Consider the following 13,874-nt stretch of genomic DNA (forward strand, 5'->3'; position numbering starts at 1 on the left):
GCATAAGCTGTCGACCCCATGCTTATCAAGCGCGATTGTCGGTATTCCCCGCAACTCGACCTGACATCGCGGTCGCATTTTTCACAACGCATGCCGGAAGGCCCGGCGACGCGGCGAAGCCGTCGCGTCTAGGCTGCGGCCAGATTTCCGGAGCCGCCTGTTTCAATCATGCAGACTTTTGACTTCATCATCGTCGGCTCCGGCTCGGCCGGCTCGGTGCTCGCCGACAGACTGTCCGCCTCGGGGCGTTTTTCAGTGCTGGTGCTGGAGGCCGGCGGCACCGACCGGCGCTTCTACGTGCAGATGCCGCTCGGCTACGGCAAGACCTTCTTCGATCCCGCGGTCAACTGGAACTACAAGACCGAAGCCGATCCCGGTCTCGGCGGCAATGTCGACCACTGGCCGCGCGGCAAGCTGCTCGGCGGATCGAGCTCGATCAACGCCATGGTCTGGATCCGGGGCGCGCGCGAGGATTTCGACGACTGGCGCGCCGCCGGCAATCCCGGCTGGGGCTATGACGAACTGTTGCCGATCTTCAAGGCGCTCGAGGACAATGAGGCCGGCGCCGACAGATGGCGCGGCACCGGTGGTCCCCTGCACATCAGCGACACGGCCAACGCCGTCCACCCGCTGACAAAGCGCTATCTCGCCGCCGGCCAGCAGGCCGGCCTGCCGCTCAATCCCGATTTCAACGGTGCCGCCCAGGAAGGCGTCGGCACCTACCAGATCTCGACCAAGAACGGCCGCCGTATGTCCGCGGCGCGCGCCTTCCTGCGCCCCGCGATGAAGCGCGGCAATGTCCGCGTCGAGACCAACGCTTTGGCCACGCGCATCCTGTTCGAAGGCAAGCGCGCAATCGGCATCGAATATCTGCAGAACGGTCAGCCGAAGACGGCGCGCGCCGGCCGTGAAGTGATCCTGTCCGCCGGCTCGATCAACTCGCCGCAACTCATGCAACTCTCCGGCATCGGCCCTGCGGCTTTGCTAAATGGGCTGGGCATCCCGATCGTCCACGCCAACGAGAATGTCGGCGCCAATCTGCAGGACCATGTCGGCATCAACTACACGTTCAAGGGCAAGGTGCCGACGCTCAACCAGATCCTGCGTCCCTGGTGGGGCAAGCTGCTGGTCGGCATGCAGTACATACTGACGCGCTCGGGACCGCTGTCGCTGTCGATGAACCATGGCGGCGGTTTCTTCCGCACCGACCCGGCGTTCTCGCGCCCCAACATGCAGCTCTATTTCCAGGCCTTCTCGACCGTCATCCCGAAGAGCGGTGAGCGGCCGATCCTGACGCCGGATCCATGGCCGGGCTTCTCCATCGGCCTGTCCAATTGCCGCCCGTCGAGCCGGGGCGCGATCATGATCCGCTCCAGCAATCCGCTGGACTATCCAAAGATCACCGCCAATGCCTATTCGACCAATGCCGATGTCGAGGAGATGCTGGCGGCGGTGAAGTTCGTGCGCAAGATCGCCTCGATGCCGGCCATGGCCGAAATCATCCAGGAGGAAGTCCTGCCCGGCCCGTCGATCCAGTCGGACGCAGACCTGATCACCGATTTCAGGAAACGCTCCGGCACCGTCTATCACCCGGTCTCGACCTGCCGCATGGGTCCCGATTCCGCGCGCGCCGTCGTCGATCCGCGCCTCAAGGTGCACGGCCTCGAAGGCTTGCGCGTCATCGACGCCTCGATCTTTCCCGACAACATCACCGGCAACACCAATGCCGCCTCGGTCATGACCGGGTGGAAGGGCGCCGAACTGGTTCTGGAGGACCAAAAATGAAGATCACCGACGTCAAGACCTGGGTTGTCGGCAACCCGCCGCCCGGCATCGGCGGCAAGTATTTCATCTTCGTCAAGCTGACCACCGATGGCGGCGTGGTCGGTTATGGCGAAGCCTACAACGCCACCTTCTCCGCCCATGTCACGGCGAAAATGGTCGAGGACATGGCCGAGCGCTATCTCGTCGGCCGCGATCCGCACGACATCGAGAACTTCTTCCGCCGCGCCTATTCCTCCGGCTTCACCCAGCGCCCTGACGTCTCCGGCATGGGCTGTTTCTCGGCGCTCGAAATGGCCTGCTGGGACATTATCGGCAAGGAGGCGAACAAGCCGGTCTACAAATTGCTCGGAGGCCAGGTACATGAGACGCTGCGCTCCTACACCTACCTCTATCCGCACACCGGCAGCGTCCATTCCGAGGATGCGCCGGACGGCCGGAACGTCTACAACGACCCCGAAATGGCGGCGGCTTGCGCGCTCGAATATGTCGAGCAGGGTTTCAATGCCGTCAAGCTCGACCCGGCCGGCCCCTATACCGCCTTCGACGGCCATCAGCCGCGCCTCATCGACATCGACGTCTCCACCCGCATGATCAAGGCAATCCGCGAGGCGGTGGGCAACCGCGCCGACATCCTCTTCGGCACGCACGGCCAGTTCACCGCGTCAGGGGCGCTGCGCATGGCACGCGCCATCGAGCCCTACGATCCCTTGTGGTTCGAGGAGCCGGTGCCGCCCGACATGCCCGAAGTGATGGCGCAGGTCGCCCGGGGCACCTCGATCCCGATCGCCACCGGCGAGCGGCTGACGACCAAATTCGAATTCGCCCGCGTCATCGAAAACCGCGCCGCAACCATATTGCAGCCGGATCTCGGCCGCTCCGGCGGCATCCTCGAAACCAAGAAGATCGCGGCGATGGCCGAGGCCTACCACATCCAGGTCGCGCCGCACTGCTATTGCGGGCCGATCGTCGGCGCCGCCAACATCCAGCTGGCGGTGACGTTGCCCAACTTCCTCATCCTGGAATCGCTGAAGCAGTGGGACGGCTTCCACGCCACGCTTCTGAAGAAGAAGATCGAGTGGCAGGACGGCAACGTCATCCCCTCGAAGGAACCGGGGTTGGGGGTCGAGCTCGACGAGGCGGTCTGCGATGCGCATCCCTACACCGGCAAGGATCTGCATCTGCAGATGATGCAGAGCCCGTTGATGCCGTGAGCGAGAGTTACGCCTTCATCGGCCTCGGCCATCTCGGCGGCAACCTTGCCGCCAGCCTGATCCGCAACGGCTTTGCCGTCACCGTCTTCGACCGCGACCCGGCTGCCGGCGAGCGTCTGGTGGCGCTCGGCGCCACCACTGCCGACAGCCCTGCCGAGGCGGCGGCCCGGGCCGGCAATGCCATAACCTGCCTGCCCTCGCCGAAGGTCAGCGAAGCGGTGCTTGCCGGTCCCCGCGGCTTGCTCGAAGGCCTGGCCCCGGGCGGCACCTGGATCGAGATGTCGACCAATGGCCGCGACGAGATCGTGCGCCTCGCCGCCCTCGCCTCGGCCAAGGGCGTCGACACCTTGGAATGCCCGGTCACCGGCGGCGTGCATCTGGCGGCGGTCGGAAAAATCACCGCCCTGGTCGGCGGCGATGCCGCGCTTTACGAACGCCATCGCACGGCCATCGAAGCGATGTGCGCGCGTTCCTTCCTGATGGGGCCGATCGGCTCGGCCGCGGTGATCAAGGTGATCACCAACATGCTGGCCTTCATCCATCTCGTCGCCGCCGGCGAGGCGTTGATGCTGGCCAAGAGGGGTGGCCTCGACCTCGCCCAATCCTACCACGCCATCGTTGCCTCCTCCGGCAACAGCTTCGTCCACGAGACCGAAAGCCAGCTCGTCCTCAACGGCTCCTACGACATCGGCTTCACCATGGACCTGGCACTGAAGGACCTCGGCTTTGCGTTGGGCATGGGCAAGGATTTCGGCGTGCCGCTGGAGCTGGCATCCCGCGTCAACGCGATTTTCGAACAGGGTAAGGCGGCCTATGGCGGCAGCGCCTGGTCGACCCGGATCGTCAAATTGCTGGAGGATGCCGTCGGCACCGACCTGCGCGCGCCTGGTTTTCCAGCCAAACTGGGAATCTGACCGGAGACCGGAAAACCAAGCAATTTCATCTGCTTGAATCGATAGCCGGATTCAGTTTCGAAAAGACCTGAATCAATCTGGCAACGCCTTGATTCAATATCTGAGCGTCAGCGCGCCAGGCAGGATCTCGAAGGTCGCCGGTATGCGTCCGGGCGACTCACCGTCTATGTCGACCAGCGCGCCATTCTTTTCCACATCGTCGAGCGGTTCGACAACCACTTTCTTGCCGCGCAGGATGGTGATCGCCGGATGGTTGCGGTGCCGGCCGCCATAGAGCAGGCGGATGTCCCAGATCAGCTTCAGCTTGCCAGCCGCGCGCAGGATGACGATATCGAATTGCCCGTCGGTCAGCTCGGCGTCCGGCGCGATCATCATGCCGCCGCCGAAGAATTTGCCGTTGGCCACCGCCACCAGCGCCATGCGCGCCTCGACCGGCGCGCCGTCGTCGACGGTGATCCGCACACGCTGGAAGCGGTAGCGGATGAACTCGACCACGGTGCGCCACAGGAACAGCGCCTTGGCCGACGTCTTCCCCTTGCGCTTGTCGGCATTGACGGCGCGGTCGGTGGCGCCTGACAGGCCGAGGCTGGCGATGTTGATGAAATGGCGGCTGGCGAGCGCGCCATGGTCATCGATGTAGCAGATGCGGCCGGCATCGACCTTGCGGCCCTCTGCCCCGGCTATCCGCTTCAAGGTCGCGTCCACCGCCTTCGGCAGGCCAAGCCCGCGCGCGAAATCGATGCCGGTGCCGCATGGCAGCAGGCCAAGCTCGGTCGTCTTGCCGCTCTCCTCGAATGCCTGCAGCAGCCCGTCGGCCACTTCGCTGGCGGTGCCGTCGCCACCGGCGGCGATAACCAGGTCGAAGCCGGTGGCGGCGAGGTCGATGGCCAACCGTTCGGCGTCGCCCTCGGCCTGCGTCTCGCGCAGCTCGAAATCGCCAAAGTGCTCTTTCAGCGAGGCGGAGACTTCAGGCCAATGCCGTTTCAGCCGGCCGCCACCGGCTATCGGATTGAGAACCACCCCGACTTTCAAGACGCACCCTCCCCGGCGCCGGACATCCATGCCCGATCGTTTGCCGGCATTGAAGCCCGCGCCCGCCGGCGGAGCAAGGGGCGCTGTCGATTGCGACGACGAAAAGAGGGGCAGGCTGTCTAAGGCAGTGGGCACCGAAGTTCCCGAGCTCTCGCCAAACGGTCCCCGATAATCCCGCTATCCACAGGCCCAGGGCCATTCCCCGGGACACTTACCCGGCGTACGTTGAACCCATCTCAGGCGGCTACCGATCGCCAAGCCGAAAGGCGGAAGTGAAAGGCTGATTTCCTGAGGCCCGTACGGCCCGGAGCGAGAGCAGGCTTGCCTGTTTCGAGGGACGGTAGCCGAGACCTACGGGGCCGCGGAAAGCGTGCCAACGCCGACGGCGGACCGATGCTGCCATGAAGGACGGCAAAAACCTTCGATGGCACGCAGGGCAAAGCCCGCAAGGGCCAAGACCAGCGTGGTCTGGAACGGACGCTGCCTTCGGGTGGTGGCTGGCAGGACCGTCAAAATCAAGGCCGGCATGGCGCGACGACTTTACGGAAGTTGCTGCCGCGACCGTGTCCTGATCTGACAGGGAGGCGCTGGGAGAAATCCCAGCGCCGACTGTCGTTTTTCCATCCCGCACAATTTTTACGGTGTTTCCGCTTGGGGCTGCAACCGGCGGCAAAATCAGCTAACGTTCGACGTCAATTGAAGGGGGATACTTCATGACGCTGATCCAGAAGCTGGCCGTTGCCTATGCTTTCCTGTTCTTCGCCGTCGTCGCCATCGGCTACATACCGGCGTTCAACGATGCCAACGGCAATCTGTTCGGCCTGTTCTCATTGCAATGGTACGACGACCTGCTGCACGCCTTCTCCGGCGTCTGGGCGCTGGCCGCCGCCTTCATCTCGCACCGCCAGGCGGTGTTCTATTTCAAGCTGTTCGGCTCGGTCTATCTGTTCGACGGCGTGCTCGGGCTGATCACCGGCTCCGGCTGCCTCGATGCCGGCATCTTCATCAACGGTTTCCGCTCCCTCAACGACATCGAGTTCCCCACCCGCTTCTTCGCCAACCTGCCGCACATCGTCATTGGCGGCTTCGCCGTCTATGTCGGCTTCTGGCTGTCGAAGCGCATACACGACCACTTCGCCACGGCCTGACCGGCCATGTTGCTGTTCCGCTGGCTGAAGCGCATCATCAAGACGATCCTCTGGCTGATCGTCATCATCATCCTCATCCCGGTCGTCGGGCTGAGCTATGGCTTCCTCACCACCCCGGCGCTCGACAAGACGCCGCTGCCCGGCATTGCCGATGGCGCGCCGCCCAAGGCGCTGGCCGACAAGGTCCGCGCCGAAATTCCCGGCTACCAACGGCCGGAGGAGTCGACCTTCCTCACCTACCCCGAATGGGCGATCGTCTACGCCGCGCGCGAATATGCCGGCTTCGTCGCCAAGGACCCCCCGAGCGGCTTTCCCTACTGGTCCTATGTCGGCCGCTTCTGGCAGGATTATGTGACGGTGATCCGCGCCAGTTCCCCCTACAAGTTCAACTATGCCAACCACCAGATGCTGGTCATCATCGGCACCAGCCACTCAATTGAGCATATATTGCAATGGGCCTATGAGAACACGGTCGGCCGCGTCACCGAGGCGACATCGGCCAAGCGAACCGCCGCCGACATCTACCAGGCCAAGGTGGCGGCGGACTACGCCGCCTTCCTCGACCAGGTGCCGTGGTACCAGTTCGCTTATGCCGAAAAGCGCGCCGGCCTGTTTGCCGTGCAGCCGGCGCCAGGCGACAGCTCCGTCCGCACCAGCGAACGCAAGCTTGCCTTCGGCCTCGCCGACACCATCAAGCAGGGCTATGCCGACCTGATCAAAAAGGCACTTGCCGCGACCTCCGACCCGGCCTTCCTCGATGTCCATGTCTGGGCCAAGGGCCCGGTCGGCGAAGCCACCCGCAACGAGCCGGACACATTGCTGGAGCGCGACTACGGTGCCGACGGCACCGTCTTCGTCACCAGGCGCTATCAGGTCTTCACCGACATGATCCCGCGGCTGATCGACAAGGGCGTCTCCTTCGTCGAGATCGGCGGCAATGACGAGATCATGGTCACCATGCTGTCGACCGACTCGATCGCTGTTCCCGAAGGCATGCGCATCCTGTTCAGCTATCCGCTGCCGGCGGATCCTTCGACGCGCCGCACCGGCATGGTCGTGGCCGTGCGCAAGCTGCATCTGGTGCTGCCGTCGCTGATGAAAGCAGGCGCCAAGCTTGAACACGTCTACGATTATTGAGGCCTTTCGGCCACGCCCGGCAAGGATCAGACTGCCGCCATGCTCATTTCACAATCGGGGCCAAATCCCGCCTTGTTCGCGCGCGATGGAACGGTGCATGTTGCCTGACGGGCGACATGCACCTGAATGGCTGCCGGGGGGCATCTCGAAGGGACAAGACCGTGATCAAGACCGCCCTTGTCGCCATGACCATTGTCGGCTGCGACTGCGATGCCAAACTGTGCGAATATATCGGCGAGACGCCGGCCAAGTGGTCGACCATCGCCGAATGCGAGGCCGCGATGAAGAGCCAGATCCTGCACCAGCGCAATTTCGACTATCCGCTGGTGTCCGGCATCTGCCGCACCAAGGGCTCGTCATCCTCCTCGCAACTGGCCGCCACCGCATCGCGCCCCGAACTCAAGCCCGCCAGCAGGGTCGTGCGGACGGAAAGCCCGCTGCCGCCGGAACTGAGCCATCGGCCGAGCGTGCCCGTCGGCTCGCCGACGACGACCGTCGACGCGGACGCTGCCCGGCCCGTCGCCTACGAACAGATGGTCGATGGCGGAACCGGCGTGCTCTATCGCACGAAGAACGGCTATGCCGTGGTCAAGACCGATCTTGGCCGTGCGGCTTCCGCGACGGCTGATGCCGCAAAACGCTCCGTGAACTGGCTGGCCGGCCTGGTGCCGACGGGGCTGTAGTCAATGCATGTCGCCCAAAAGTGCGCAGCGGTTTTGCGACAACGACTGCATAAGGGAAAGATTTACATCTTGACCTTCAGGCTCTCCCAGAATTTGTCGATCAGCGGCTGTTCGGTGGCCAGGTCCTCGCTGCCGACGCGCGTGACGAACAACAGCCCCTGATCGGCGAGGCCGTAGCCGACGATCTCGAAATAAGCGGTGTCGGTGCGCGTCTTCACCTCGGCGCGGATGCCGGTCAACTCCTTGCCGTCGGCGAGCTTGCGCGTCGTCGGCTGCTGCGTCAGCGTCGCGCCGGTCTGCACCGATTCCCTGGTCATCTCCTGCAGCATCAGTTGGTTGAGCGACACCGGGTTCATCTTGCCATATTCCTGCACGACGACGATCGTGCCAAGCGCCGAAGCCATCAGATATTGCGTGATGGTCTCGCCGAGATCAGTCTTGGTCACCGAGATGCCGCTCGGATGGACGAAGGAGAAACTGTCGCCGGAAAAGGTGGCGAAGTCGTTGCGCTCGAGCGTCACCTTGCTCTGCTTGCCGCCGGGCAGCGTGATGGTCCTGCTCTCGCCGGGGTCGATATCGACCGCCACGCCGTCGATGGTCAGCTTGAACGCCTTGAGGTCCTCGGCTCCGGCCGGTCCAGCGCACAGCGCGATGAGAGTGAGGGCTGCCGCTGATACCATGCGCATCGACTATTCTCCTGCTTATGCAACCCCGCTCAGCGCCTTGATGCCACGGTAGAAGGTCGAGGAAAACAGTTCCGTAGGGTCATAGTGCCGTTTCGCCGCCACGAAGGCAGGCAGCTCGGGATAGCAGGCCTGCAATTCCTTGGCCGTGTAGTGCAGCTGGTAGGGCAGGAAGAAGCGCCCGCCATGCTTGATCGTCACGTCGATCAGCGCCCGCGTCAGCGCTCGCATCTTGGCATTGCCGTCGGCATCGGTCGGCTGGTTGATGTAGAGCACCAGCGAATAGGCCGGCTCCGGCGCGTAGGTCAGCGCCACATCCTCCTTGTGGACGATGCGCACCGAGGCGTTGAGCACCGGCAGGGACTGATGGCGCAGGATCTCGCGCGCTTCGGTGATGAACGGATTATACGCAGCCCGTGGAATAAAATATTCGTGCAGTATGTCGGTTTCGTCGGTCAGATCGTTGAACAGATACGGCACCGAATCATGCATCGGGTTGTTGCGGGTGACGAGGCACGCCTCGCCTTGCGCCATGGCTGCCGTGCGCGCCACCGTGCAGCTCTCGAATTTCGGCTCCAGCGTCTTCTCGGTGAACCACTTCAGCTCCTGGAACAGGCTGCCCCATTTCGCCAGGTTGATGATCACCCGCTTCAGTCCGACCGAGCCCGGCTCGCCGATATCGGGCTGGTCGGCCGGCGGCTCTTCGGCCACCTTGTCGTAGCGATAGACGATCATGTCCTCGAGGAAATTGCCCGGCGCCGTCGACAGATGGCCGTAGAACAGGCCGATATCCTTGTTCGGCTCCAGCACCTCGGCGAAGAACTTTGGGAAATCGTCCGATTTGATGATTTCGCGTGAGGTGCGGTAGACGGCGTTGTCGACGATATCGAGCGTTGCCTCCACCACCACGCCGAACAGGCCGTAGCCGCCGACGACATGGCGGAACAGCTCGCTGTTCTGCGTGGCAGAGCAGGTCGTCACCGACCCGTCGGCCAGCATCACCCGCATCGAGCGGATCGAGCCGGCAACCGAACCGGCCTGATGGTCCATGCCATGCGCGTTGACCGACAGCGAGCCGCCGACCGAAAAAATGTCGGTGGACTGCATTGCCTTCACCGCGAAGCGCGGATGCAGCATGTTCTGGATGTCGTGCCAGCGCGCGCCCGGCTGCAGCGTCATGGTCCTGGCCGCCGCGTCGACGCTGACCTTGTTGAATTTCTTGAGGTCGAGCACCAGCGCATTGTCGTCGAAGGCATGGCCGCCCATCGAATGGCGGATGGCGGCCAGCGACACTTTCAACCCGTTGGCGCGGGCGAAGGCCAACGCCCTGGCGATATGGTCCTCCTCGCTGACCTCGACCACGCCATAGACCGGCGTCCGCGACAGGCCGCTGGCATCGTTCATGTCGCCGCCCTTGGCCGACCAGGGTAGCGAAGGCTCAAAGGCTGGCGGACTGGCAATCGGTTTCAGCGGCAGGGCAATGCCATCGATGTCGGCGATGCGTCCGGCATTCTTCGGCCCTGAAGGCCCGCGCGCCAGCCGCGCCATTGTGGTTCCGCCCCACAGCACCGCGCCGCCGACGACAGCCGCACCGAGCACCAGCCGGCGCGATAGGCGAAACCCCTTCTGTTCGTCAGCCATGCAGATCCCCCGTTGGCCAAGGGATAGCGCGGCTCTTCGGCGAAAACCATAGGGGCCGCTACCGGGGCAGCGTTCCGCCACCTCAGTGGCCTGGCATGAGTGAACAGGAGCATGAAAATGGCCGATCCCCGAAGGAACCGGCCAACATTGGGGCAGGGTCTGAAAAGTACGGTCAGCAGGTCTGCCGACGCATGACGCTCGCGGCTACGAAGCCTTCTTGATCGACGTCACCATGCCGGTCTTGTCATCGACGGTTACCGCCACCTTGGCGCCGACCTTGAGTTTGCCGATCTTCGCTTCCGGCGACAGCTGATAGATCTTGCCGTCGTCGAGTGTAATCGACTTGGTCGTCGGATCGACCGCCTGGATGGTGCCCTGAACGGACGCGGCATAGGCCGTACCGAGGAAGGCGAGCAGAGCGGCGGTGGTTGCGAGGGTCTTCTTCATCGATAGCACTCCGTGCTGTTTCACTTTTCCGGGCTGCCGCCTTGCGCAACGACAGCACCGAACGAGCCGACACTGGGCCTGAAAGCCTGCTGGCCGCAAATCACGTTGAGTGACTTTTCGCAAAGGAAATCATAGGCTTAATTCTGACACATTGCTTGCGGCTGACGCAGTTTCCTGCCTTATCGTTTGCTTCGACGCGCGCCGTTCGTCCACGAAAAGAATCGTTTAGGCCATTGCAGCGGGCGCCTCGCGGCCATCACGCAGCCGCCATAATCCGCCCCGGATTGCATCACGAAACAGCCTGCTGATCTTCGGTTGATACAAGTTTTGTTGCATGGATCAGCTCAACCGCGATCTCAAAAAGGCGGATGAAACTCGCGCTGTGGTTGCAAATCCGAAATGAATGCGCGATGATTTCAACCGTCGCGACGGGGGACACGATGAAACTTGCAGTCCGGACCATGATATCCCTGATGCTGGCGTTTGCGCCGGGATTGGCCGGCGCACAAGGCCTTGATCCGGGCGACAAAACCGTCATCTTTACTCCCGACGATCCCGATATGGCTCTGGCTACCGCGAAGGCGCGCAGCAGACTGGATGAATTCCTCGCCTTGTCCGAGGCTCCTCCCCCTGGGACAGACACGTTCAAACTGAAGGTTAAGGTGCGGGATGGACACGTCACCGAACATTTCTGGGTCATCCCGTTCAGCCGCACCGGGGCCGGATTTGTCGGCATCCTGGCAAATCAGCCGGAGGGGGTGCACAATGTCGTCCTCGGCCAGGCCATAGAATTCACCAGGGACGACATTTCCGACTGGGGATACAGAAGCGGTGGACGGCAGGTTGGCAGCTTCACCGTCTGCGTGATGTTCAAGAAAATGTCCAAAGAAGAAGCAGACGCCATGCGCGAACAATATGGCTTCGACTGCTGACGGCGATCAACCCATCTCGTCCTTCGCGCCGATCTTGCGCACCAATGCGGCCGTCGCCAGCATGGCGCCCATGTCGGAGATCATCGGCGCGACATGCCTGGTGTAGTCGAGCGGCGCCGAAATCTCCGGCAGCTCGAAGAAATTCTTTGCCTGCGGCAACAGCAGGAACCCATCGCCGCCGTTGAGGGCGACGCGGGCCGGATCGTCCGGCCAGGTTTCGCCGAGCCATTTCAGCGCCTGCGCCAGCCGGCCGGTCACCAGCGGCCGCGCCGCCTCGACATTGTCGGTGCGGAATTCGTAGGCCGCGTCGAGCAATGGTTCGCCCGATGACAGCTCCTGCAGCTTGGAGCCGAACAGGCCGCGGAAAAAGCCGACGACCGCATTGGTCCGCCGCGTCGCCACCAGGATCCCCGGGAACGGCTCGACGGCCTCGAAAGCGACGATGACGCCCTTGAACGCCGTCGATGAGCCCTTGCCGGTGCCTTCGCGCAATTCGGCCTCGTAGAGCTCGAACGGAAACCCTTCGTAGCGGCCGGACACGACATCGTCGAAGGCTTGCCGGTTGAAGGGCCCGACCGCCTCGCGCGGCAGCCGGTCGAACGAGTTCGGCCTGCCGCCATGCTGATAACTGATGTCGCGGATGAAGCCGAAGATGATCGGCAGCAGCGTGTCGCGGAACGATTGCTGCAGCCGCGTCGCCGGCTTCATGGCCTGGAAATACAGCAGGATCGAAGCGGCAAAGCCGATGCAATAGAGGAACACATGCGGCGTCGAGAACCATTGCTCGTTGGGGTCGGCAACCTTGTTGAACAGCCAGGCGATCGCCGCCACGGCCACTAGCACCAGCCCGACGAACAGCGGCACTCGCCAGCGCACCTGCCGCACCGCCGAGGCCCGCGCCGCCTCATAGGCCTCGATGTTCTTCCGGATGCCGGCGATGACAGTCTCATCAGGCATGAAATCCGCTGCTTCCACCACCACCCCCCGCAAGCCTGACTACGATCATGATAGCTGGTTTTGCAGGAGCGGCGCCAGACGGATGAAGCGGTGATCCCTTCTCCCCTTGTGGGAGAAGGTGGCCGAGCGAAGCTCGGTCGGACGAGGGGTGTTCCAGCTTGACGCCGACGGCGCTTCGTCACCCACCCCTCAACCGTCTCGGCGCTAACGCGCCGATCCACCTTCTCCCACAAGGGGAGAAGGAAAGATCGCGCCCAACCGCCTCTCGACCCTTTCCCTCATCGCGCCCTCCAACCCTTCCACCGGCACGAGCCGCTCATGGCCGCTGCCCCGCAGCCGCACGAACGGATGCATCCGGTAGGCCGCAATCGCACCGCGCGTCTCGACATCCGCACTGACATCCACAACGAAAATCCCACCAATGCGCCCCGGCCATGGCTGTCGCGCCAGGGCGGTGCCGAGGAAATCGCCGAGCCCATAGGCGACGACGGTCTCGCCGATCAGCTCCACCGGCTGCACCACATGCGCGTGATGGCCGGCGATCAGGCCGACGCCCTGCCCAGCCAGGCGCCTAGCCAATGCACGCGTCCCGGCGCGCGGAAAGTGCCGGAACTCCCAGTCCCAATGCGGCACGGCGCAAAGAAGATCGAACCCGCGCGGCCAGCCGGCCGGATCACTGCCCATCGACACACGCCCTGCAAACAGGCTCTCATCTGCATTGCGCCACAGCGTGAAGGCCGCGAAGCCGACATTCAGCAGCCCGACTTTGACCGCCTGCACCGGGCCATCGGCGGCAAGGCCTATGCTGCGGATACCGAGCCGCTTCAGCGCCGCCACCGTCTCGTCGAAACCGGCGACGCCCTGGTCGAGCGCATGGTTGTTGGCCAGCGACAGCACCAGCTTTTCGCGCGCAAGACCGGCCGCGGCGAGCGCCTCGGCCAGAAACCGCTCGCTCATCGCATGGTGCGTGCCGAGCCTTGTGCCCAGCACCGCGCTCGGCCTGTCCACGACAGGGCTTTCGCAATTGCCGATCACCAGATCGGCGGTGCCAAGCAGCGCCTTGATCGCCGGATCGAAATCCGGCGTGCTGCCGTTGGCCACGGCCGAGATGTCGCCGATGAAGGCAAGCCGCACCGTCCGCCTTGGCGGCGGCTCCATCAACATCCCCGCCATCGGCGCAAACCCATTGCCGTCGCCGCCAAGCGACGGCTTAAGGAAACGCGGCAGCCAGGACAGTTTGTAGGAAAGCGGATAGTTCGACACGCAATGCCCAATCGTTTGCCTTGTTTAGACTGTCCCGTGGG

At 63.6% G+C, this 13,874-nt stretch carries 13 protein-coding genes; 7 read left to right on the forward strand and 6 right to left on the reverse strand.

The window, feature by feature from the left end; genetic code table 11:
• The first annotated feature begins 168 nt into the window (after positions 1 to 168).
• From FJV80_RS23605 to FJV80_RS23615, 3 genes are read left to right on the forward strand one after another with little or no spacing between them, the layout of a single operon-like run.
• Complete coding sequence (locus FJV80_RS23605; RefSeq protein WP_142877543.1) at positions 169 to 1,785, forward strand: GMC family oxidoreductase N-terminal domain-containing protein; 1,617 nt, start codon at positions 169 to 171, stop codon at positions 1,783 to 1,785.
• On the forward strand, positions 1,782 to 2,996 hold the full coding sequence (locus tag FJV80_RS23610) for a mandelate racemase/muconate lactonizing enzyme family protein (protein ID WP_095789092.1): 1,215 nt from the start codon (positions 1,782 to 1,784) through the stop codon (positions 2,994 to 2,996). The genes FJV80_RS23605 and FJV80_RS23610 overlap by 4 nt, the downstream gene beginning before the upstream one ends.
• The gene (locus FJV80_RS23615; protein WP_095773572.1) at positions 2,993 to 3,910 is read left to right on the forward strand and encodes an NAD(P)-dependent oxidoreductase; all 918 of its coding nucleotides are present in this window, start codon (positions 2,993 to 2,995) and stop codon (positions 3,908 to 3,910) included. Before FJV80_RS23610 ends, FJV80_RS23615 begins: the two co-directional genes overlap by 4 nt.
• 93 nt (positions 3,911 to 4,003) lie before the next feature.
• Here the strand turns inward: FJV80_RS23615 and FJV80_RS23620 are convergent, their stop codons facing one another.
• A complete protein-coding gene (locus FJV80_RS23620; RefSeq protein WP_095789090.1) occupies positions 4,004 to 4,942 on the reverse strand; it encodes a diacylglycerol kinase family protein in 939 nt (312 codons plus the stop codon).
• Between the two features lie 713 nt (positions 4,943 to 5,655).
• Here FJV80_RS23620 and FJV80_RS23625 point away from each other — a divergent pair.
• The 3 genes from FJV80_RS23625 to FJV80_RS23635 all read left to right on the forward strand — a co-directional run bounded on the left by FJV80_RS23625 (position 5,656) and on the right by FJV80_RS23635 (position 7,910).
• Positions 5,656 to 6,090 carry a DUF4383 domain-containing protein gene (locus FJV80_RS23625; protein WP_142877544.1) on the forward strand — a complete coding sequence of 145 codons (435 nt, stop codon included), beginning with the start codon at positions 5,656 to 5,658 and terminating at the stop codon, positions 6,088 to 6,090.
• A 6-nt stretch (positions 6,091 to 6,096) separates the two neighbouring features.
• A complete protein-coding gene (locus tag FJV80_RS23630; protein ID WP_142877545.1) occupies positions 6,097 to 7,227 on the forward strand; it encodes a hypothetical protein in 1,131 nt (376 codons plus the stop codon).
• A 161-nt stretch (positions 7,228 to 7,388) separates the two neighbouring features.
• Positions 7,389 to 7,910, forward strand: a complete 522-nt coding sequence (locus FJV80_RS23635; RefSeq protein WP_095773568.1) for a hypothetical protein — start codon at positions 7,389 to 7,391, stop codon at positions 7,908 to 7,910.
• Between the two features lie 62 nt (positions 7,911 to 7,972).
• Here FJV80_RS23635 and FJV80_RS23640 read toward each other — a convergent pair whose 3' ends face one another.
• The 3 genes from FJV80_RS23640 to FJV80_RS23650 form a co-directional block, all read right to left on the reverse strand.
• A complete protein-coding gene (locus FJV80_RS23640; protein ID WP_142877546.1) occupies positions 7,973 to 8,596 on the reverse strand; it encodes a hypothetical protein in 624 nt (207 codons plus the stop codon).
• Positions 8,597 to 8,611: 15 nt separating this feature from the next.
• Positions 8,612 to 10,234, reverse strand: coding sequence for an FAD-binding oxidoreductase (locus tag FJV80_RS23645; protein ID WP_142877547.1), 1,623 nt, complete (start codon positions 10,232 to 10,234; stop codon positions 8,612 to 8,614).
• A gap of 204 nt (positions 10,235 to 10,438) precedes the next feature.
• Entirely contained in the window at positions 10,439 to 10,681 is a 243-nt protein-coding gene (locus FJV80_RS23650; protein WP_027047290.1) for a DUF1344 domain-containing protein, read from the reverse strand.
• Positions 10,682 to 11,121: 440 nt separating this feature from the next.
• Between FJV80_RS23650 and FJV80_RS23655 the strand changes: the two genes are divergently transcribed.
• Positions 11,122 to 11,613, forward strand: coding sequence for a DUF2314 domain-containing protein (locus FJV80_RS23655; protein ID WP_142877564.1), 492 nt, complete (start codon positions 11,122 to 11,124; stop codon positions 11,611 to 11,613).
• A gap of 6 nt (positions 11,614 to 11,619) precedes the next feature.
• On the opposite strand, the gene FJV80_RS23660 is transcribed toward FJV80_RS23655, so the two are convergent.
• Together FJV80_RS23660 and FJV80_RS23665 are read right to left on the reverse strand one after the other, a co-directional pair.
• Positions 11,620 to 12,570 (reverse strand): DUF3137 domain-containing protein, encoded by a 951-nt coding sequence (locus FJV80_RS23660; RefSeq protein ID WP_185975251.1) that lies wholly within the window; start codon positions 12,568 to 12,570, stop codon positions 11,620 to 11,622.
• Positions 12,571 to 12,774: 204 nt separating this feature from the next.
• Positions 12,775 to 13,833, reverse strand: coding sequence for a CapA family protein (locus FJV80_RS23665; RefSeq protein WP_142877549.1), 1,059 nt, complete (start codon positions 13,831 to 13,833; stop codon positions 12,775 to 12,777).
• Between the last annotated feature and the right edge of the window lie 41 nt (positions 13,834 to 13,874).

It is taken from the genome of Mesorhizobium sp. WSM4310, from assembly GCF_007003935.1.
Lineage (GTDB): Bacteria > Pseudomonadota > Alphaproteobacteria > Rhizobiales > Rhizobiaceae > Mesorhizobium.